The sequence below is a fragment of the Streptomyces sp. CNP082 genome (assembly GCF_059570535.1).
Window position 1 is genome coordinate 223572 of the sequence record NZ_JCANSZ010000003.1, and the last position, 21332, is coordinate 244903.

Annotated in this window: 12 protein-coding genes; 7 read left to right on the top strand and 5 right to left on the bottom strand. The window is 75.6% G+C overall.

The window, feature by feature from the left end; all coding sequences use genetic code 11:
- Positions 1-52: 52 nt before the first annotated feature.
- Positions 53-1057, top strand: coding sequence for an aldo/keto reductase (locus B124_RS03925; RefSeq protein ID WP_496501194.1), 1005 nt, complete (start codon positions 53-55; stop codon positions 1055-1057).
- A 205-nt stretch (positions 1058-1262) separates the two neighbouring features.
- Positions 1263-2423: a PQQ-dependent sugar dehydrogenase gene (locus tag B124_RS03930; RefSeq protein WP_496501195.1), complete on the top strand. Its 1161-nt coding sequence runs from the start codon at positions 1263-1265 to the stop codon at positions 2421-2423.
- A gap of 77 nt (positions 2424-2500) precedes the next feature.
- On the opposite strand, the gene B124_RS03935 is transcribed toward B124_RS03930, so the two are convergent.
- Positions 2501-5572: a helix-turn-helix transcriptional regulator gene (locus B124_RS03935; RefSeq protein WP_496501196.1), complete on the bottom strand. Its 3072-nt coding sequence runs from the start codon at positions 5570-5572 to the stop codon at positions 2501-2503.
- A gap of 194 nt (positions 5573-5766) precedes the next feature.
- On the opposite strand from B124_RS03935, the gene B124_RS03940 reads away from it, so the two are divergent.
- From B124_RS03940 to B124_RS03955, 4 genes are all read left to right on the top strand, one after another.
- Entirely contained in the window at positions 5767-5934 is a 168-nt protein-coding gene (locus B124_RS03940) for a hypothetical protein (RefSeq protein WP_496501197.1), read from the top strand.
- A gap of 2 nt (positions 5935-5936) precedes the next feature.
- Entirely contained in the window at positions 5937-8978 is a 3042-nt protein-coding gene (locus B124_RS03945; RefSeq protein ID WP_496501198.1) for a helix-turn-helix transcriptional regulator, read from the top strand.
- A 223-nt stretch (positions 8979-9201) separates the two neighbouring features.
- The gene (locus tag B124_RS03950) at positions 9202-9357 is read left to right on the top strand and encodes a hypothetical protein (protein ID WP_496501199.1); all 156 of its coding nucleotides are present in this window, start codon (positions 9202-9204) and stop codon (positions 9355-9357) included.
- Positions 9358-9585: 228 nt separating this feature from the next.
- A complete protein-coding gene (locus B124_RS03955; RefSeq protein ID WP_496501285.1) occupies positions 9586-12609 on the top strand; it encodes a helix-turn-helix transcriptional regulator in 3024 nt (1007 codons plus the stop codon).
- Positions 12610-12689: 80 nt separating this feature from the next.
- On the opposite strand, the gene B124_RS03960 is transcribed toward B124_RS03955, so the two are convergent.
- The 4 genes from B124_RS03960 to B124_RS03975 all read right to left on the bottom strand — a co-directional run bounded on the left by B124_RS03960 (position 12690) and on the right by B124_RS03975 (position 21010).
- Positions 12690-15728, bottom strand: a complete 3039-nt coding sequence (locus B124_RS03960; RefSeq protein WP_496501286.1) for a helix-turn-helix transcriptional regulator — start codon at positions 15726-15728, stop codon at positions 12690-12692.
- A 142-nt stretch (positions 15729-15870) separates the two neighbouring features.
- Entirely contained in the window at positions 15871-18138 is a 2268-nt protein-coding gene (locus tag B124_RS03965; RefSeq protein WP_496501200.1) for an MMPL family transporter, read from the bottom strand.
- A gap of 117 nt (positions 18139-18255) precedes the next feature.
- Positions 18256-19776 (bottom strand): Asp-tRNA(Asn)/Glu-tRNA(Gln) amidotransferase subunit GatB, encoded by a 1521-nt coding sequence (gene gatB / locus B124_RS03970; RefSeq protein WP_496501287.1) that lies wholly within the window; start codon positions 19774-19776, stop codon positions 18256-18258.
- 70 nt (positions 19777-19846) lie between these two features.
- Positions 19847-21010 (bottom strand): RNA-guided endonuclease InsQ/TnpB family protein, encoded by a 1164-nt coding sequence (locus B124_RS03975; protein ID WP_496501201.1) that lies wholly within the window; start codon positions 21008-21010, stop codon positions 19847-19849.
- 46 nt (positions 21011-21056) lie between these two features.
- Between B124_RS03975 and B124_RS03980 the strand changes: the two genes are divergently transcribed.
- Positions 21057-21269, top strand: a complete 213-nt coding sequence (locus B124_RS03980; protein WP_496501202.1) for a type II toxin-antitoxin system prevent-host-death family antitoxin — start codon at positions 21057-21059, stop codon at positions 21267-21269.
- The last annotated feature ends 63 nt before the right edge of the window (positions 21270-21332 follow it).

The following is a 21332-nucleotide window of genomic DNA, read 5'->3' on the forward strand; positions in this document are numbered from 1 at the left end:
CAGGCCCGAGGCCGCGGTCCGGGTGTCGGCGGCAGGGGTTAGTGTGCCTTGGGTGGAGCGCAGGACGATCGGGGCGGCGGCCCTCCAGGTGGGCGCGGTCGGCCTCGGCTGCATGCCGATGAGCTGGGCGTACAGCACGTCGCGGCAGCAGGGCGAGGAGTCGGTACGGGCCGTGCACGCGGCGCTCGACGCCGGCGTGAGCCTGCTCGACACCGCCGACATGTACGGGCCGTTCACCAATGAGCTGCTGGTCGGCCGGGTGCTCAGGCAGCGTCGTACGGACGCCTTCGTCTCCACCAAGGTCGGCCTCCTCGTCGGCGAGCAGCATGTCGTCGCCAACGGCCGCCCGGCGTATGTCAGGCGCGCCTGCGACGCCTCGCTGCGCCGGTTGCAGACCGACGTCATCGACCTGTACCAACTGCACCGCGAGGACCCGGAGGTGCCCGTCGAGGAGACCTGGGGGGCGATGGCGGAGCTGGTGGCCGCGGGCAAGGTGCGCTCGCTGGGGTTCTGCGCGGTCGGCGCGCGGGCTGATCGCCGGGCAGGCGGCCGGGCGGGCGGCGGGATGTACGACGCGACGATCGGCCGGCTGGGCCGGGTCCAGCAGGTCTTCCCGGTCAGCAGCGTGCAGGCGGAGCTGTCGGTGTGGTCGCCGGAGGCGCTGACGAGCCTGCTGCCGTGGTGCGAGGCGCGGCAGGTCGGGTTCCTCGCGGCGATGCCGCTGGGGCACGGGTTCCTCACCGGCACGCTCACCCCGGGGCAGGGCTTCGAGCCGGACGACATACGGGCCCGGCACCCGCGGTTCACCGCCGAGATGATGGCGGCCAACCAGCCGGTGGTCGCCGGGCTGCGGCGGGTCGCCGGGCGGCACGGCGCGACGCCGGCGCAGGCGGCGCTGGCGTGGGTGCTGGAGCAGGGGTCGCACGTGGTGCCGGTGCCGGGGGCGAAGCAGGCGCGGTGGTCGGTGGAGAACGCCGCGGCGGCGGGGCTGCGGCTGGCTCCCGCGGACCTGGCGGAGATCGCGGCCCTGCCGCCGGCGCAGGGGTCGTGGGAGTAGGCCCGGCGGGCCGGGCGGGCGCCCCGCGGCGGGCCGGGCAGGCGGGCCGGGCGGGCGCCCCGCGACGGGCCGGGCGGGCGCGTTCCCGCGGGCGGACGGCCCTCGTCCGTACGGGCGGGAACGCCCCACCGGCGCGCGGTGACCGCCCGGTTGTGATGTGCTGGGTATGTTCCGCCCGCCGCCCGACGCAGAGGAGAACCGTCCCGTGAGAGCCCGCGCCGCCGTCGCCGTCCGGCTGGCAGCCGCCGCCGCACTCGTGCTCGCCGCCGGCTGCTCGTCGGGAGACGACGACGGCTCCGCGGACCCGTCCGGGGAGTCCTCCGCCACCGCGCCCGCCGGCAGCGGCGGCTCCGCCGACCGCGGCTCGCCACCGCCGGACAAGGGCTCCGCGAAGGTCGTCGGCACCGTGGCGGAAGGGCTCAAGACGCCGTGGGGCCTGGCCGAGCTGCCCACCGGCGGCCTGCTGGTCTCCTCCCGCGACTCCGGCACCGTCTACCACGTCGCCGCCGACGGCGGGAAGGTCACCGAGGCCGGCGAGGTGCCCGGCGTGCAGAGCGCCCCGGGCAACGAGGGCGGCCTGCTGGGGCTCGCGTTCGGTGCCGACGAGATGCTCTACGCGTACCTCACCTCCGAGAGCGACAACCGCATCGTGCGGATGACCTACGACGCGGCCGGCCCCGAGGGCAACCGGCTGGGCGCGCCGGACACCGTCTTCCGCGGCATTCCCAAGGGCGGCCGGCACAACGGCGGCCGGATCGCGTTCGGCCCGGACAAGATGCTCTACGTCGGCACCGGCGAGGCCGGCGACCCGGCGCTGGCGCAGGACGAGGAGTCGCTGGGCGGCAAGATCCTGCGGATGACGCCCGAGGGCCAGCCGGCGCGCGGCAACCCGGACGCGGGTTCGGTGGTGTACTCGTACGGCCACCGCAACGTGCAGGGGCTGGCCTGGGACGACGACAAGCGGCTGTGGGCGGCGGAGTTCGGCGACCAGAAGTGGGACGAGCTGAACCTGATCGAGCCGGGCGGGAACTACGGCTGGCCCGAGGCGGAGGGCCAGGAGAACCGGGAGGGCCTGATCGACCCGGTCGTGCAGTGGCCCACCCCGGACGCCTCGCCGAGCGGCATCGCGTACGCGGACGGGTCGATCTGGATGGCGTCGCTGCGGGGCGAGCGGCTGTGGCGGATCCCGCTGGACGGCACGGAGGCGGCGGCGGACCCGCAGGCGTTCCTCGACGGGGAGTACGGGCGGCTGCGCACGGTGCAGCGGGCGTCGGACGGCGATCTGCTGCTGATCACCAACGAGACGGATCTGCGCGGCACTCCGGAGAAGGGCGACGACCGGATCCTGCGGGTGGAAGTGAGCTGAGGCGTACGCCGCGGGCTTTCCGGGGGACACCCCCGGACCCCCGTACTCCTCCGCGATCTGCCGGTCACTCCGGGGGCTCACGCGCCCTCGAACAACCGCAGCCGGTGCGCCACGGCCGCGGCTTCGCCGCGGTTGGACACGCCCAGCTTGGCCATCAGGTTCGACACATGCACACTCGCCGTCTTCGGCGAGATGAACAGCTCCTCCGCGATCTGCCTGTTGCTCCGCCCCGCCGTCACCAGCCGCAGGACGTCCGCCTCCCGCGCCGTCAACCCCAGTGCCTGGGCCGGATCCTCCGGCTCCGCCGGCGCGGTGTCCGCGGTCAGCGGGATCCGGGCGCGGGCCGCCAGCGCCTCGGCGTCTCGGGCGAGACCTGCCGCGCCGAGGTCCGCCGCCGTCTCGTACGCCCGCCGCAGCGCCTGCGCCGCGACGTCCCGGGCGCCGCCCGGGCCCGGGCCGCCCGCGAGGGCCGACTCCGCCCACCGGCAGCGGGTCAGCGCCTGCTCGTACGGCCGCTCCAGGCCGGCCCACGCCGCCTCCGCCTCCGCCCAGCGCGCCGTCGCGTCGCCGCCCTCCGCCGCGCGCAGTTCCGCCTCCGTCATCAGCGCCCACGCCGCCCACGGCGGCGCGAACCGCGGCAGGTTGCGCATCGCCGCGCGAATCCGGGCCAGCGCCGCCGGACGGCCCGCCTCGGCCGCGGGCAGGGCGCGCAGCCGGGCCTCGGCGGCGGCGGTGGCGTACAGCAGCGGCCAGGCGTAGCGCTGCATGCCCAGCCGCAGCCCGTCGCCGACCGCCTGGCTGAACGCGGCGCGCGCGTCGGCGACCCGGCCCTCCGCGGCGGCCAGCTCGATCGTCATCCGGGCCTGCGGCAGCTCGTTCTGCGGCTGCCGGTCGCCCCCGAACTCCTGGCGGGCCGCCGCGAGTTCGCGGTGCGCGCCGGCGTGGTCCCCGCGCAGCAGCGCCAGCAGCGCCCGGTCCAGCAGCGCGCTGCCGCGCAACTGCGTGTTGCGCGCGGTGCGGAACTGATCGGCCGTGGCCTCCTCCGCCTCGGCCCAGCGACCCAGCGACAGCAGCGCATCGGCGCGGTTGCCGTGGCTGAGCGAGAGGTACGTGGCCAGCCCCGAGTCGGCCAGCGCCGCGACCGCGTCCTCGGCCGCGGCCACCGACTCCGCGGACCTGCCGACGCCTTCGAGAGCCGAGGGCAGGTTCGCGTACGCCCGGGCGGCGGCCACCACCAGGCCGTCGGCCACCGCCCGGTCCCGTACCGCGTGGAACTCCGCGATGCCGCCCTCGACGTCGCCGGAGTCGACCATCATCCAGGCCCGCGGGATGCGCACGGTCAGCTCGGTCTCCTCCGCCCCGACCAGCCGGGCCAGTTGCACGGCGCGCTCGGCGGCCTCGATGGCGCCGGCGCCGGGGGTGTGCACCGCCTGCCAGTTGGCGACCTCGGCGAGCACCAGCGCATGCACCGGCGACGGCGGCAGGCCGCGGACCAGCTCCTGCGCCCGGTCCAGGTCGTCGCGGCCGTCGCCGCGGCCGAGGCCCTGCAGGCAGCGGGCGCGCTCGACGCGGAACCACGCGGCGCGCAGCGGCGCGCGGGTGCCGAGCAGCCGCAGCGCGCGGTCGCCGAGGGTGAGCGCCCTGCCGAAGGCGGAGGCGAGCCGGGCCGCGAACACCGTCTCGGCGAGCAGGTCGGCGAACTCGGGCCGGCCGGCGGGCGGGTAGACGCCGCCGGAGTGCGGCACGGTACGGGCTTCGGGCGGGGCGTCGTCCCACAGCGCGACGGCGCGCTCCAGCAGCGCGAGCTGGTCGGCGAAGGCGTGCCGGGCGCGGGCGTCCGCGGCGGCGGCGAGCACGGCGGGCAGCGCGCGGGCCGGGTCGCCGGCCTGGTACCAGTAGCCGGCCAGCCGGGCGGGGCGCTCGTCGGCCCGGACGAGCCCGGGGTCGGCCTCCAGCGCTTCGGCGAAGCGGCGGCTGAGCCGGGTGCGTTCGCCGGGCAGCAGGTCGTCGGAGACGGCTTCGCGCATCAGGGCGTGCCGGAAGCGGTACGCGTCCACCCGCTCGTCGGCGGGGAGCAGCACCCCGGCGCCGATGGCGGTGCGCAGCGCGTCGAACAGCTCGTCCTCGCCCAGCCCGGAGACGGCGGCCAGCAGCGCGGTGTCGACGCGGTCGCCGCCGACCGCGGCCAGCGCGACGACCCGGCGGGCGCCGTCGGGCAGCGCCTCGGTCCGTACGAGCAGCAGGTCGCGCAGCGACGCGCCGAGCCCGGCGACGGCACCGCCCGGATCGGCGCGTCCGTGCACGCCGGCGCCCAGGCCCGCGGCCAGCTCCTCGACGAAGAAGGCGTTGCCGTCGGAGCGCCCGTACACCTCCGCCACCAGCTCCTCCGGCGGCGGCTGCCCGCCGCGCAGCCCGGCGAGCTGGCTGCGCACCTCGTCGCGGCTGAAGCGGGCCAGCTCGAAGCGGCGTACGCCGCGCAGCCGGTCCAGCTCGGCGAGGCCGGGGCGCAGCGGGTGGCGGCGGTGCAGGTCGTCGGAGCGGTAGGTGGCCACGAGGAGCAGGCGGGCGGCCTGCACGGAGCGCAGCAGGTAGCCCAGGAGTTCGCGGGTGGAGTTGTCGGCCCAGTGCAGGTCCTCGACGACCAGCACGAGCACCCGCTCGCCGGCCAGCTTCTCCAGCATCCGGGCGGCCAGTTCGTACAGCCGCGCCCGCCCGGCCTCGCCCTGCGCGGCGGCCGGCTGGCCGGGGACCGGCCCCAGCTCGGGCAGCAGCCGGGCCAGCTCGCCCTGCTGCCCGGCGACGGCCTCGTCGAGCTTCTCGCCGAGGCGGCGGCGCAGGGCGCGCAGCGCGGTGGAGAAGGGCGCGAAGGGCAGGCCGTCGGCGCCCGACTCGATGCAGTTGCCGACGGCGGTGACCGCGCCCGCGGCCTCCGCGCGCGCCAGGAACTCCTCCACCAGCCGGGACTTGCCGACGCCCGCCTCGCCGCCGACGAGCACGGCGCACGGCTCGCCGGCGGCGGCCCGGTCGTACGACTCGGTCAGCGCGCCCAGCTCCGCGGCGCGGCCGACGAAGAACCGGCCGCCGGCGCGCCTGCCGGCGTCCGCGCCGGCCGGCTCCAGGGGCTTCGGGGACTCCACACGGGAGAGCATCGCACGCCGCGCGGCCTGGCAGACCGCCGGGACGTAAGGAGGGCCTTAGGCCCCGCGGCCCCGCGGAGGCCGGCTTCTAAGGCGCCTCGTACGCACAGATGAGGAAGTCTCCCGATGTGCCGCACCCCCCTGGGACGCGAAGGTTGAGGCACAGGGAGAACACGGCACTGAGCCGGCACACCAGGGGAGCGAAGATGTACGCCTACGAGATCCACCAGACCCGGTCCGCCGAGCTGCGCCGCAGCGCCGCCGAGTACCGGATGGCGCGCAGCGCCGCCGCCGGCCGCCGGGCGCGCCGGCGCCAGGCCGACGGCCCGGGCGGTGCCGCCGCCCACCGCGGGAGCTGGGTGAAGGCGGCCTGAGGATGGCCGCCCCGCCGGCACCTGTCGCCGGGGCCGAGGCACGTGACATCCTCGGCGGCGTGAGAGCCGTCCGCCTCAGCCCTGTCCTCGCAGGCCGCACGGAAGAACTGAACACTCTCGACGCCGCGCTCGCCCGCGCTTCCGCGGGCGAGCCGCAGGCGTTCGTGGTGGCGGGTGAGGCCGGCGTCGGCAAGACCCGGCTGGTGGAGGAGTTCCTGGCCGCCGCGCGCGCCGCGGGCGCGGTGACCGCGGCCGGCGGCTGCGTCGAACTCGGCGCGGACGGGCTGCCGTTCGCCCCGTTCACCACCGCCCTGCGGGCCCTGCAGCGCGAGCTGGGCGACGAGGCGATCGCCGCGGCCGTCGCGGGCCGCGAGGACGAGCTGTCCCGGCTGCTGCCCGACCCCGCGTACACCCCCCTGGGCGGCGTCTCGCCGCGGGAACGCGACGGGCGCACCCGCCTGTTCGAGCTGACCGCGCAGAGCCTGGAGCGGCTGGCCGCCGACCGCACCGTCGTCCTCGCCCTGGAGGACCTGCACTGGTCCGACCGCTCCACCCGCGAGCTGCTCTCCTATCTGTTCCGCACCCTGCAGGCCACCCGGCTCGTGCTGCTGGCGACGTACCGCTCCGACGACATCCACCGCCGCCACCCCCTGCGCCCCTTCCTCGCCGAGCTGGACCGGCTGCGCCCGGTGCGCCGCATCGAGCTGGCCCCCCTCAGCCGCGACGAGGTCGCCGCCCAGCTCACCGGCATCCACGGCACCGTGCCCACGCCCACCCACGCCGACGACATCTTCCGGCGCAGCGAGGGCAACCCGTTCTTCGTCGAGGAGCTGTCGGCCAACCCCGACTGCAGCATCAGCGAGTCGCTGCGCGACCTGCTGCTCGTCCGCCTCGAACGGCTGCCGGAGCCCGCGCAGCGGGTGGTGCGGGTCGCCGCCGAGGCCGGCAGCCACGCGGAGCACGCGCTGCTGGCCGCGGTCACCGGCGAGGGCGAGGACGCGCTGGACGAGGCGCTGCGCGCGGCCGTCGCCGACAACGTGCTCGTACCCGACGAGGACGGCGAGTTGTACCGCTTCCGGCACGCCCTGCTGCGCGAGGCGGTCCGCGACGACCTGCTGCCCGGCGAGCGCTCCCGGCTCAACCGCCGCTACGCCGAGGTGCTCCAGGCCGACCCCACGCTGGTCCGCGCCGAGCAGCGGCTCACCCGCATCGCCCGGCACTGGCACCACGGCCGGGACAGCGCACGGGCGCTGCCCGCGGTGCTGGCGGCGGCGGTCGAGGCGCGTTGCCGGCACGCCTTCGCCGAGCAGTACGAGCTGCTGAAGCGGGCGATGGAGCTGTGGGACGACGTGCCGCCCGAGGTCCACGCCCGGCTGCGGCCCGCGGACGCCATCGAGGACTACGAGACCTGTCCGGCGGACACGCCGCTCACCGAGCTCGACCTGCTCGCCGAGACCGCCGTCGCCGCCCGGCTCGCGGACGAGCGGGAACGGGCGCTGGCGCTGACCCGGCGCGCGCTGGAGAACATCGACGAGGCGGCCGAGCCGCTGCGCGCGGCGTGGTTCTGGGTGCAGCGGCACTGGCTGGTCGAGGAGCTGGCGCGCGGCGACGGCCGCGCCGAACTGGACCACGCGCTGCGGCTGGTCCGTGACCGGCCGCCGTCGCGCGTGCCGGCGCTGGCGCTGACCGCCGCGGCGAGCTGGGAGATGCTGCACCGGCCCGGCCGGCCGGAAGGACTGGCCGCCGCGGAGCTGGCGGTACGCACCGCCACCGCGGCCGGCGAGGACAACCTGGAGCTGAACGCCCGGGTGATGCTGGGCATCCACCTGGAGGACTCCGGCCGCGAGGAGCAGGGCCTGGAGATCCTGCGCGAGGCCCGCGACCGGGCCCGGCGCACCGGCGACTACACGGCGGCGGCCCGGGCCGAGCTGAACCTGTCCGCGGCGCTGGAGAACCTGGGCCGCTCACGGGAGGCGGCGGAGGCCGCCGCGGACGCGGCGCAGGCGGCGGCGAGCCGGGGGCGGCGCGACAAGGTCGCCTTCTCGCTCGGCAACCAGATGGACTCCCTGGTGGCGATGGGCCGCTGGGACGAGGCGGAGCGCGTCGCCGACCGGGCGGAGCGGGACGCGGTCGGCGCCCTGACGTACGGCAATCTGGTGCAGGCCCGCGCCCGGCTGGCGCTGTTCCGCGGCGACGTGGCGCGGGCGGAGGCGCTGCTGGCCACCGCCCGGGAGCGGCTCGGGCCGCAGCAGACGCAGCCGCAGATGGCGATCCCGATGAGCACGCTGACGGCCGCGGTCGCGGCGGCCCGCGGCGACCTGACGGGCGCCCGCGAGGAGGCTGCCCGCACCCTCGGCGGCGGGCTGGCGCCGGGGGTGCACCGGTACGCGTGGCTGCTGTTGGAGGTGGCGGCGGAGGCCGAGGCGGACGGGCGGCGGACCCCCGCGTTCGCGCGCGGCAGCGCCGCGGCGCTGGCGCGGATCCGTACCGCCGCGGAGGGGCTGACCCGCTCGGCCCCGGTGTGGGCGGCGCACGCGCTCTTCCTCGACGCGCAGCTCGCCCGCGCCGGCGGCGACCCCGACCCGGCGCCGTGGGCGGCGGCGGCAGCCGCGTTCGAGCCGCTGGACCGGCCGTACGAGCTCGCCCGGATACGGCACCGGTGGGCGGAGGCGCTGCTCGCCGCCGGCGACCGGGACCGCGCCGCCGGCCTGCTCGCCGACGCCCACGCGGTGGCCGACGCCCTCGGCGCCGTCCCCCTGCGCACGGCGGTCACGGCCCTCGCCTCGCGGGCGCGCGTACCCCTGGGCGGCCCGGAGCCGGCCCCGCGGGATCCGGTACGGGCGCTGGGGCTGACGTCGCGGGAGCAGGAGGTGCTGAAGCTGGTGACGGCGGGGCGCAGCAACCGGCAGATCGCCGAGGAGTTGTTCATCTCGCCGAAGACGGCGAGCGTGCACGTGTCGAACCTGATGGCCAAGCTCGGCGTCTCGGGCCGCGGCGAAGCGGCGGCGACGGCCCACCGCCTCCGGCTCTTCGAAGACGCCTAGGCCGGCCTCGGCGCCTCAGCACGCGTACGGACGCATAAGCACCCCTAAGGCCCCGGCGGCGGCGAATCCGCGGGGGCCTTAGGCGTGTACGGGCCGGTAGCGGCTGCGGGTAAGGCGGCGGGGGCGCAGAGATGCGGAAGTCTCCCGATGTGGCGGACCCGCCTGGGCGAGGAAGCTGGAGTCACAGCACCAGGAGACCAGCCGAAACGCCAGGGAGAACGAGATGTTCGCGTACCAGATGCACGAGTCCCGCTCCGCCGACCTGCGCCGCGAGGCAGCGCAGTACCGGCTCGTCCGCGAGGCCGCCGCCGCCCGCCGGGAGCAGCGCCGCGAAGCCCGCCGGGTGCGCGCGCTGGCCCGCTGGGTGAAGGCCGCCTGAGGTGGCGGACGTGCGGCCCCGTCACCGACCAGAACGCCGGCCCTCGGGGCCGGCACCGGAGAGCGCCCTCCCGCGCAGCGCGGGCAGGGCGCTCTCGCCGTCTGCGTTCCTTCCCCGCGCCGCCGGCCGGTCCCGCGCCCCTCGCCGGGTCCGCGCCGTCGCCGGGCTGCCCTCGTGTCGTGGCGCTGTGCGATGCTCTCAATCGTGACGATCTCGTGCGTGAGCCCCGTGCTCGTCGGCCGGGCCGAGGAGCTGCGCTCCCTCGGCGCCGCCCTGGAGCGGGCCGGCACCGGCGTGCCGCAGGCCGTGCTGGTCGGCGGTGAGGCGGGGGTGGGCAAGACCCGGCTGCTGGAGGAGTTCGCCGGCCGCGCCGAGCGGGCCGGCGCCGTGGTGGCCGTCGGCGGCTGCCTGGAGCTGGGCGCCGAGGGCCTGCCGTTCGCGCCGTTCGCCACCGCCCTGCGCGCCCTGCACCGCGCCCTCGGCGGCGAACTGGCGGACGCCGCCCGCGGCGGCGAGGCCGAACTCGCCCGGCTGCTGCCCGAGCTGGCCGGGGCCGGCGGCGGCGAGGAGCCCGGGGAACGGCACGACGCCGACGCCAAGGCCCGGCTCTTCGAGCACGCCGCCCGGCTGCTGGAGAAGCTGGCCGCCGAGCGGACGGTGGTGCTCGCGCTGGAGGACCTGCACTGGTCGGACCGCTCCACCCGCGAGCTGCTGGGCTATCTGATCCGGTCCCTGCAGAACGCCCGCGTCGTGCTGCTGGGCACGTACCGCACCGACGACCTCCACCGCCGTCACCCGCTGCGCCCCTTCCTCGCCGAGCTGGAGCGGCTGCGCAGGGTGCAGCGGATGGAGCTGGCGCGCTTCTCCCGGCAGGAGGTCATCGGCCAGATCACCGCGATCCGCGGCACCGGGCCGCTGCCCCACCTGGTGGACACGATCTTCCAGCGCTCGGACGGCAACCCGTTCTTCGTCGAGGAGCTGACCGCCCTGCTGGACTGCGGCGGCTCGCCCGACGCGCTGTCGGAGTCGCTGCGCGACCTGCTGCTCGTACGGGTCGAGACCCTGCCGGAGGCCACCCAGCGGGTGCTGCGGACCGCCGCGGAGGCCGGCTCGACCGTGGAGTTCGGGCTGCTGCTCGCCGTGTCGGGGAAGGGCGAGGAGGAGCTGATCGAGGCGCTGCGGCCCGCGGTCGACGCCGGCATCCTGCTGCCCGCGGCGGGCGGCCCGGGGACCGACAGCTTCCGCTTCCGGCACGCGCTGCTCCGCGAGGCCACCGGTGACGACCTGCTGCCCGGCGAGCGCTCCCGGCTGCACCGGCGCTACGCCGAGGCGCTGGCGGCCGACCCCTCGCTGGTCCGCCCTGAGGAGCACGCCGCCCGGCTGGCCAGCCACTGGTACGCCGCCCGCGACCCCGCCCGGGCGCTGCCCGCCGCGCTCAAGGCGGCCGGCGAGGCGGGGGTACGGCATGCGTTCGCCGAGCAACTGGCGCTGCTGGAGCGGGCCATCGAGCTGTGGGACGAGGTCCCGGAGGAGCAGCTCCGCGAGCCCCTGACCGTGCGCTACGCCGAGTCGTATCCGCTGTGCCACTGCGCCGACCGCCCCCACCTGCACTTCCTCGACCTGCTCGCCGAGGCGACCGTCGCGGCCCGGCTCGACAGCGAGCACGTCAGGGCCCGCACGCTGACCCGCCGGGCGCTGGAGCTGCTGGACGGGGCGCAGGAGCCGGAGCGGGCGGCGTGGTTCTGGCTGGAGCGGCAGTGGCAGGTCGTGAACAGCGGCGGCGGCGACGGCTGGACGGAGCTGGGCAGGGCGCAGGAGCTGGTGGCGGACCGCCCGCCGTCGCCGGTGAAGGCGGACGTGCTGGCGACGGCCGCGCTGTGGAAGATGCTGCACAGCCCGGACCCGGGGAGCATCCCGCTGGCCGAGAGCGCGGTGGAGCAGGCCCGGCTGGTCGGCGCCACCGAGGTCGAGCTGCACGCCCGGATCACGCTGGCCACGCTGCGGGCGCACGCCGCCGACGTCGACCGCGCCCTCGCCGAGCTGTACGAGCTGCGCGACGCCGCCGACCGCAGCGGCGCCCCCACCGTGATCACCCGGGCGCACAACAACCTCGCGTCCGTGCTGGAGATGACCGGCCGCTCCCGCGAGGCCATCGAGGCGGCGCGGGCGGGCCTGGCGGCGGCCAGGAAGCAGGGCCTGCGCGACTCGGTCGCCTTCATCGGGTGCAACATGGTCGACGCGATGATCTCCGTCGGCGAGTGGGACGCCGCCGAGCGGGACCTGGACAGCCTGCGGTCGTACGGCGCCCAGGCGCGTACCCGCGCGTTCGCGACGGTCTCCGCCACCTGGCTGGCGCTGTTCCGCGGCGACATGGACCGGGCCGAGGAGCTGTTCACCGCGGCGCGCGAGGCGGGGGGCGCGACCGTCGCGGAGCCGCAGGGCGGCTTCCGGCTGGTGCAGATCGAGGCGCGGATCCTGATGGCTCGCGGGCAGTACGGGCAGGCGCGGGCGGTGCTCACCGAGGGCCTGGTGAAACTGCCGGAGCTGGGGCACGAGTCGTACCTGTGGCACCTGCTGGTCTCGGCCGCGGCGGCGGAGGGCGACGCGCGCGGGCTGCCGGGGGCGGCGGAAGGGCGCGAGGAGCTGCTGGACCGGCTGGAGCGCACGGCGGGGCAGTTGGACACCCCGACGCCGGTGTGGGAGGCGTGGCGGCGGTACTTCACCGCGGAGCTGGGCCGGGCGCGGGGCCGGTCGGAGGCGGCCCGGTGGGAGGCGGCGGCGTCGGGTCTTGAGCCGCTGGAGCGGCCGTACGAGCTGGGCTGGGTGCGCTACCGGTGGGCCGAGGCGCTGCTCGCGGGCGGTGCGGCCGGGACGGGTACAGCCGTACGGGAACGGGCGGCGCACCTGCTCGCGCAGGCGCACGCCACGGCGGAGACGCTGGGCGCGGCGCCGCTGCGCGACGGCGTGGAGCAGGTGGCGGCGCGCGCGAGACTCCCGCTCACCGAGCCGGGCGCCGCCGCCGCGGCGGCGCCGGAGGATCCGGCCCAGGCGCTGGGGCTGACGGCCCGGGAGCGGGACGTGCTGCGGCTGGTGACCGCGGGCCGGAGCAACAGGCAGATCGCGGAGGAGCTTTTCATCTCGCCGAAGACGGCGAGTGTGCACGTGTCGAACCTGATGGCCAAGCTGGGCGTGTCCAACCGCGGCGAAGCCGCGGCCGTGGCCCACCGGCTGCGGTTGTTCGAAAGCGCGTAAGCCCGCGGAGAGACCGGCAGCTCCGGAGCGGCGGCGAGGCTGACCCGGCCCGCGTACCCGGGGGGGGATGCCTGGGCGCGCTACTCGTCCTCGAACAGCCGCAGCCGATGGGCCACCGCCGCCGCCTCGCCGCGGTTGGAGACACCCAGCTTCGCCATCAGGTTCGACACGTGCACGCTCGCCGTCTTCGGCGCGATGAACAGCTCCTGCGCTATCTCGCGGTTGCTCCGCCCCGCGGCCACCCGCCGCAGCACGTCCGTCTCCCGGGCCGTCAGGCCCAGCGACTCCACCGGGTCCGCCGGCGGCCGGGACGCCGGGCCGAGGGGGACGCGGGCGCGGCCGGCGAGCTGCTCCACGGCCTCGCGGAGCGGGGCCGCGCCGAGGCGGACGGCCGTCGCGTGCGCCTCCGCCAGCAGCGGCGTCGCGGCGTCGCGGGCCGCCGCACCCGCACCGCCCGCACCACCGCCGCCCGCGGCGCCGGCGAGCTGCGCCTCCGCCCGGCGGTGTGCGATGTGCGCCAGCGTGTGCGGGTGGCCGAGCGGCTCGTAGGCCGCGGCAGCCGCGGCCCACACGCCGGGGTCGGCCGTGCCGCGGGCGTGGGCCAGTTCGGCGGCGAAGAGGCGGGACTGCGGCGTCCACAGCGGTCCCTCGGCCGGCAGGACCGCCGCCGCGTCCGTCAGCCGCGCCACGATCTCCGCGCGCCGCGCCTCGGGCGCGCCCGGCACCCCGGCGACGTCCGCCGCCAGCCGGGCCGCGGCGATGAGGAACTCCCAGACGTACGTCTCCTGGCCGCGCATCGGCAGCATCGCCAGGTGCCGCTCCAGCACGTCGAGCGCCTCCGGCACCCGGCCCAGCATCCGCAGCGCGCTCATCTCCACGGCGGCGAACGGCAGTTCGTACTGCGGCTCGCCGTCGTTGCGTCCCCGGTTGCGGCGGGCCGCGTCGATCAGCTCGGGGACGAGCTCGAACTCCCCGCGCAGCAGCGCCAACTGGGCCCGCCGGAGCGCCACGGACGCGCTGGTACGGGAGCCGACCGCGAACCGCATCCACTCCTGGCGCAGTTGCTCGGCGCGGTCCCACTCGCCCAGCGAGGTCAGCGACTCCACGACGTTGAGCGCGGCGAAGGCGGCGGCGTCGTACAGCCCGCGGCTGTGCATGTCCTGCATGCCGGCGAGGCCCGTCTCGACCGCCTCCGCGGACCGGCCGACCTTCTCCAGCGCGTCGCAGAGGTTGATGTGCACGCGGCCCAGCTCGCGGAACGCGCCCCGCTGCGCGGCCAGCTCGCGGATCTCGTACAGCTCGGCGATCCAGGCGTCGGAGTCGCCCTTGGCCGAGCGCAGTGTGCACAGCGTGATCCGCGCGCCCAGCTCGACGTCCCCGGCGCCGGCCTGCCGGGCCAGCTCCACGGCGCGCTCGGCGAGCGCCATGCTGTCCATATCGGAGGCGTGCAGCAGGTCCCACATCGCCACGTGCGCCAGGACGTCGGCGTGAGTGGCCGACGCCGGCAGCTCATGCACCAGCTCCTGCGCCCGGGTCAGCTCCGCGCGGCCGTCGCCGCGGCCGGCCAGCGCGATGAGCTTGGAGCGCTCCAGCCAGAACCAGGCGGCGCGCAGCGGCTCCCGCGTCTCGTCGATGACCATCAGCGCCTTCTTCACGAACTTCAGCGCCGGCTCCCACTGGCCGTCCAGCCGGGCCGCGTACGCGGCGTGGGCCATCAGGTCGACCAGGTGCAGCTCGATCTCCTCCGGCCGGTCCCCGCAGCCGCACGGCGGATACGACTCCAGCGGGCCCTGCGCCGGCAGCCCGCGGCGCTCCTCCGGCGGCACCTCGTCCCACAGCTCCAACGCCCGCTCCAGCAGCTTGAGCTGCTCGGCATAGGCGTGCCGGGCGCGGGTTTCGAGGGCGGCGGTCAGGACGGCGGGCAGGGCCTTGGCGGCGTCGCGCGCGTAGTACCAGTAGCTCGCCAGCCGGGTCGCCCGCTCCTCCGCCGCGACCAGGGCGGGGTCGGCCTCCAGGGCCTCCGCGTACCGCCGGCTGAGGCGGGTGCGCTCACCGGGCAGCAGGTCGTCGAGGACGGCCTCGCGCAGCAGCGCGTGCCGGAAGCGGTACGCCTCGCCCTCCTCGTCGGGCACCAGCACGTTCGCCCCCACGGCGGCGCGCAGGCCCTCGATCAGCTCGTCCTCGGCGAAGCCGGAGACGACGGCGAGCAGGGCGTGCGGGACGCGCGCGTTGCGCGCGGCCAGGCGCACCACGCGCTGGGCGCTCTCGGGCAGCGCCTCGACCCGTACGAGCAGCAGGTCGCGCAGGGAGTCGCTGAGGCTGCCGACGTCGTCGCTGAGGGCCAGCTCCTCGACGAAGAAGGGGATGCCCTCGCTGCGCGCATACACCTCGGCGGTCAGCTCGCGCTCGGGCTCGGCCACGCCGCGGATGCCGGCGAGCTGGCTGCGCACCTCCTCCTCGCTGAGCCGGGCCAGCTCCAGCCGCTGCACGGAGCGCAGCCGGTCCAGCTCAGCGAGGAAGGGGCGCAGCGGATGGCGGCGGTGGACGTCGTCGGAGCGGTACGTCATGAGGATCACCAGCCGGGCGCCCTGGACCGACCGGACGAGATAGCCGAGCAGCTCGCGGGTGGAGCGGTCCGCCCAGTGCAGGTCCTCCAGGGCAAGCACCACCGTGCGGTCGGCGGCCAGCCGCTCCAGCAGGCCGACGGTCAGCTCGAAGAGGCGGGCCCGGTTGTCCTGGCCGTGCGGCTCCTCGGTGACCGGGCCCAGGTCGGGCAGCAGCCGGGCGAGCACCGGCTCCTGACCGGCGGCCAGCTCCGCCAGCTCGGGGCCGAGCTGGCGGTGCAGCACGCGCAGCGCGGTGGCGAACGGCACGAACGGCAGGCCGTCGGCGCCCAGCTCCAGACAGCCGCCGACGGCGGTGACCGCACCGGCGCCCTGCGCGGCCTCCAGGAACTCGTCCAGCAGGCGGCTCTTGCCCACGCCTGCTTCGCCGCCCACGAGCAGCACCTGCGGCTCGCCGAGGGCGGCGCGGGCGAGCGCGGCGTCAAGGGTCTTCAACTCGTCATGACGGCCTGCGAACACCGGGCTGATGGATCGGCTCTGCACGCTGTCGAGCATCGCACGCTGCACTGACAGCGAGGTATCGGTTTTCTCACCGGTCGGGCACGGCGGCCGTGCGGACGCGGCCGTCGCCGGCTCCACGGGCCCTGGCCGCGGGGCCCTGGACGCGGGGCCCTGGACGCGGGGCCCTGGCCGCGGGTCAGCGGGCGGCCTGCTCCTGCGGCACCTCCAGGTGCTCGGCCGCCGCCGGCTGGCCGGGACCTTCGACGCCGATGCGCGGCAGCCGCCGCTCCAGCCAGTACGGCAGCCACCAGTTGGCCCGGCCCAGCAGGTGCATCAGCGCCGGCACCAGCAGCGTGCGCAGTACGAAGGCGTCCAGCGCCACCGCCGCGGCAAGACCCACCCCGAACATCGCGATGATCCGGTCGCCGCCCAGCGCGAACGCCGAGAAGACCGCGATCATGATGAGCGCCGCAGAGTTGATCACCCGGCCGGTCTCGGCGAGCCCGACGCGCACCGCCCGCCGGTTGTCGCGGGTGGCCCGCCACTCCTCGTACATCCGGCTGACGAGGAAGACCTGGTAGTCCATCGAGAGCCCGAAGAGCACGGAGATCATGATCACCGGCAGGAATGGCTCTATCGGCCCCGTGGCGTCAAGGCCCAGCAGCCCGCTCCCCCAGCCCCACTGGAAGACCGCCACCACCACCCCGAAGGACGCCGTCACGGCCAGCACGTTCATCAGCGCGGCCTTCAGCGGCACGGCGACGCTGCGGAACGCCACGAGCAGCAGCAGGCAGCCCAGTGCGATCACGACGCCGCCGAAGAGCGGCAGCTTGCCGACGATCACCTCGGCGAAGTCGTCCTGGGCGGCGGTGATCCCGCCCACGTGCACCTGCATCGACGTGCCGTCGACGGCCTCCGGCAGCACGTCCGTGCGCAGCCGGTCCACCAGGTCCGACGTCGCCTCGTCCTGCGGCGCGGTCCGCGGGGTGACGGTGATCATCCCGGTGCCGCCGCCCTGCCCGTACACCGCGGCGGTGGCGTCGGCGACGCCCGGCGTGCCGCGCAGCGTCCCGGGCAGCGCGTCGAAGGCCACCCGGTCGCCCGCGCCGTCGAGGCGGGCGACGAGGGTGAGCGGTCCGTTGCTGCCGGGGCCGAAGCCCGCCCCGGAGCCGCCGGCCTGGGCGGCGCCCCCGGCCAGCAGGTCGTACGCCTGCCTGGTGGTGGCGCTCGCGGGGTGGTTGCCCTGGTCGGAGCTGCCCAGGTGGAGCGCGGCGACGGGCAGCGCGAGGACGCCCATCAGCGCCACCGCGAGCACGCCCAGCAGCCGCGGCCGGCGCTGGACGAAGGCCGCCCAGTGGGCGGCGAGCCCGCGCGGCACCTCGGGCCGCGGGCCGTTCTCGGCCAGCGCGCGCCGCTCGCGGCGGCTGAGCGCCTTCATGCCGATGACGCCGAGCAGCGCCGGCAGCAGCGTGATCGAGGCGGCGACGGTGAGCGCGACGGTCAGCGAGGCGGCGACGGCCACGCCGATGAGGAAGTTCAGCCGCAGCACGAGCATGCCGAGCAGCGCGATGCACACGGTGACGCCGGCGAAGACCACCGCCCGCCCGGCCGTGGCCACGGCGCGCTGCGCGGCCTCGCCCACCGGCAGCCCCTCGCGCAGCCCGCGGCGGTGCCGGGTGACGATGAACAGGGCGTAGTCGATGCCGACACCGAGGCCGACGAGCAGGCCGAGCATGGGCGCGAAGTCGGCGACGGCCATGGCGTGGCCGAGGAGGGTGATGCACCAGTACGCCGTGCCGACGCCGACGAGCGCGGTCGCGATCGGCAGCGCCATCGCGGCGAGCGAGCCGAACGCGACGAAGAGCACGACGGCCGCGACGACCACCCCGACGGCCTCGCCGTAGTGCACGGAGGGCGCCTGCAGCAGCCCGGCGCCGGGGCCGCCCACGGCGACCTCCAGACCGTCACCGGCCGCCGTCACGGCGGTGTCGACGACCTTGCGGACGTCACCCGTCGCCAGGTCGGCCACGGGGGTGTCGTACGTGACGGTGGCGTACGCCGTGCGCCCGTCGGCGCTGACCGCCCCGCCCTCGCCGCCGGCCTCGCCGCCGCCCGCGGTGCCACCGGGGCCGGCAGCGTACGAGCCGTACGGCCCGGCCACCTCCGCGACCCCCGGCAGCCCGGCGATCCGCGTCAGCGCCGCGTCCATCCGCTCGGTCGTCTGCGGGTCGCGCACCCCGCCGTCGTCGTGCCAGACGACGGTGTCCGCGACGCCGTCGAGGCCGGGGAACGCCTCGGCCATGAGCACCTGCGCCCGGTCGGACTCGGTGCCGGGGACGTCGTAGTCGTTGGAGTACGCCGGCCCCAGCAGGGACGCCGCGACGGCGGCGCCGGCGAAGGCGGCGAGCCAGAGCAGCACGACGACCAGACGGCGGCGTAGACACCACCGGGCGAGAGAGGACACGGGCAGCTCCCTGAGATTCGCGATCTTTCAGGGAGGCCCGCCCTCAAAGACTCCTGCACCTGCCACTGTTGCAGGCGCAGGAGATCGTTTGTCCGGAGAGTGGCCCTTTTCACACGGTCAGTCTGCTACGCCCAGCTTCTCCATGATCAGCTCCCGGGCCCGGGCGGCGTCCGCCTGCCCGCGGGTGGCCTTCATCACCGCACCGACCAGCGCCCCCGCCGCCTGCACCTTGCCGCCGCGGATCTTGTCCGCGATGGCCGGGTTGGCGGCGATGGCCTCGTCGACCGCGGCGCCGAGTGCGCCCTCGTCCTTGACGATGGCCAGGCCGCGCTTGTCCACCACCTCGTCCGGCGTGCCCTCGCCGCCGAGGACGCCGGTGATGACCTGGCGGGCCAGCTTGTCGTTCAGCTTGCCCTCCGCGACCAGCGCCGCCACCCGCGCGACCTGCTCGGGCGTGATCGCCAGATCGGCCAGGTCGACGCCGTCCTCGTTGGCCCGCCGCGCCAGCTCGCCCATCCACCACTTGCGCGCCGCCGCGGCGTCCGCGCCCGCGTCGATGGTCGCGACGATCGGGCCGATGGCACCGGCGTTGAGGATGGACTGCATGTCGTGGCCGGAGACGCCCCACTCCTCGCGCAGCCGGTTGCGGCGCAGCCGCGGCAGCTCCGGCAGCCCGGCGCGCAGCTTCTCCACCCACTCGCGGGCGGGCGCGACCGGCACGAGGTCGGGCTCGGGGAAGTAGCGGTAGTCCTCCGCCTCCTCCTTCGTCCGGCCCGAGGTGGTGGTGCCGGTGTCCTCGTGGAAGTGGCGGGTCTCCTGAACGATCTTGCCGCCGCCGTCGAGGACTCCGGCGTGCCGGATGACCTCCGAGCGCACCGCGCGCTCGACGCTCCGCAGCGAGTTGACGTTCTTCGTCTCGCTGCGGGTGCCGAAGACGGTGGCGCCGGCCGGCATCAGCGACAGGTTCACGTCGCAGCGCATCTGCCCCTGCTCCATGCGGGCCTCGGAGACGCCGAGGGCCTTGATCAGCTCCCGCAGCTCGGCCACGTACGCCTTCGCCACGTCGGGCGCCTTGGCGCCGGCGCCGGTGATCGGCTTGGTGACGATCTCGATCAGCGGGATGCCCGCCCGGTTGTAGTCCAGCAGCGAGTGCGAGGCGCCGTGGATCCGGCCGGTGGCGCCGCCGACGTGCGTGGACTTGCCGGTGTCCTCCTCCATGTGGGCGCGTTCGATCTCGACCCGGAAGACCTCGTCGTCGACCTCGACGTCGAGGTAGCCGTCGTACGCGATGGGCTCGTCGTACTGCGAGGTCTGGAAGTTCTTCGGCATGTCCGGATAGAAGTAGTTCTTCCGGGCGAAGCGGCACCACTCGGCGATCTGGCAGTTCAGCGCCAGGCCGATCTTGACCGCGGACTCCACGCCCGTCTCGTTGACCACCGGCAGCGCGCCGGGCAGGCCGAGGCAGACGGGGCAGGTCTGGGTGTTGGCCCCGGCGCCCAGCGTGGTGGCGCAGCCGCAGAACATCTTGGTCGCGGTGCCGAGCTCGACGTGGACCTCCAGGCCCAGCACCGGCTCGTACGTCGCGAGGGCGTCCTCGTACGTGACATTGACGTCCTCTCCCGCCTGAAGGCGGGAGATTCCCTCCCTGGCATCCGCCTTGGCGGCTCGCCTTGAGGTGGGTTCCTGGTTCACCGGGTCCTGCCTTCCGTCAGACGGGAGGGCTTACGGTCCCTCCGCAGGCGTTTTGTCTCTCCGCCCGTCCGGCGGCGAGGACGATCTGGGCAGCGTTCACGTCCCGGTCGTGGGTGGTCTGGCATGCTCCGCACGTCCACGCACGGATGCCGAGGGGCTTGGGCCCGTCGATGACGCCGCAGGCGGAGCAGGTCTGCGAAGAGGGCAGCCAGCGGTCGACACGGGCGAAGGAGCGCCCGTAGCGGGCGGCCTTGTACTCCAGCATCGCGACGAACCGAGACCAGCCGGCGTCGTGAATCGACTTCGCCAGCCGCGTACGGGCCAGACCCTTCACACACAAGTCCTCGACGTAGATCGCTTGGTTCTCGCGGATCAGTCCCGTGGACAGCTTGTGATGGTGGTCCCGCCGCGCGGCCGCCACCCGCGCGTACTGCAGGGCGACCTTGACGACGGCCTTCTTGCGGTTGTTGCTGCCCTTCGCCTTGCGGGAGAGAGCTTGTTGGGCCTTGCGGAGTTTCCGTTCGGCGCGACGCAAGAACTTCGGGGCGTCGACCTTCGTGCCGTCGGAGAGCACCGCGAAATGCGTCAGCCCCAGGTCGATGCCGACGTCGGCATGGGTGGCAGGCATCCGGTCCAGGTCCGCGGCGGGGTCGGTGACCACGACGAAGCTCGCGAAGTACCGGCCGGCCGCGTCCCTGACCACCGTCACCGACGACGGAGCGGACGGCAGCGAGCGGGACCAACGGACCTTCACATCGCCGACCTTCGCGATGTTCAGTGTGCCGTCCTGCCGGAGCCGGAAGCCGTTGCGGGTGAGCCGGATCGTCTGCCGGTTGTCCTTTCGGGAGCGGTACCGGGGCGGTGAGACCTTTCCCCCCTTCCGTCGGCCGGTGACAGAGGTGAAGAAGTTCCGGTACGCAGTGTGCAGGTCGGCGAGCGCCTGAATGAGGACGACCGATGACACCTCGGCAAGCCACGCCCGTTCCGGGGTCTGCTTGGCGGCGGTGATGACCTGCTTCTGCAGGTCGGTGTCGCTGATGTGCGGCAGCCCGGCCGTGTGGGCCTCCTGCCGGAGGCGCAGCCCATCGTTGAAGACCACCCGCGTGCACCCGAACGCCTTGGCCAGCGCGACGCGCTGGCCCGGCGTGGGCATGAGGCGGAAGTTGTAGCGGAGCTGCATGTACATGAGCGTACACGGGTTGAAGCGCCCACGTACTGTGATGTACATGAATGACGAGCCGATCGACCTGTCCGTGGCTGATACCCGGCGCCACCTCGCCGACGTGCTCAACGCCGCGTCCGCCCGCGGGCGGACCACCTACATCACCAGCCGGGGGCGCCGCGTCGCGGCCGTCGTCCCACTCGCCATCGCCGAGGCCGCCGACCGTACCGGCGAATCTGGGCACGCCACCGACGGCGCCGAGCCCACCCCGCCCTGAAATACGGGGCCTGCGCCCTTTACGCACGGTCAAAGCTCTCTTCCAGCCTCTCGACCCCGGCGC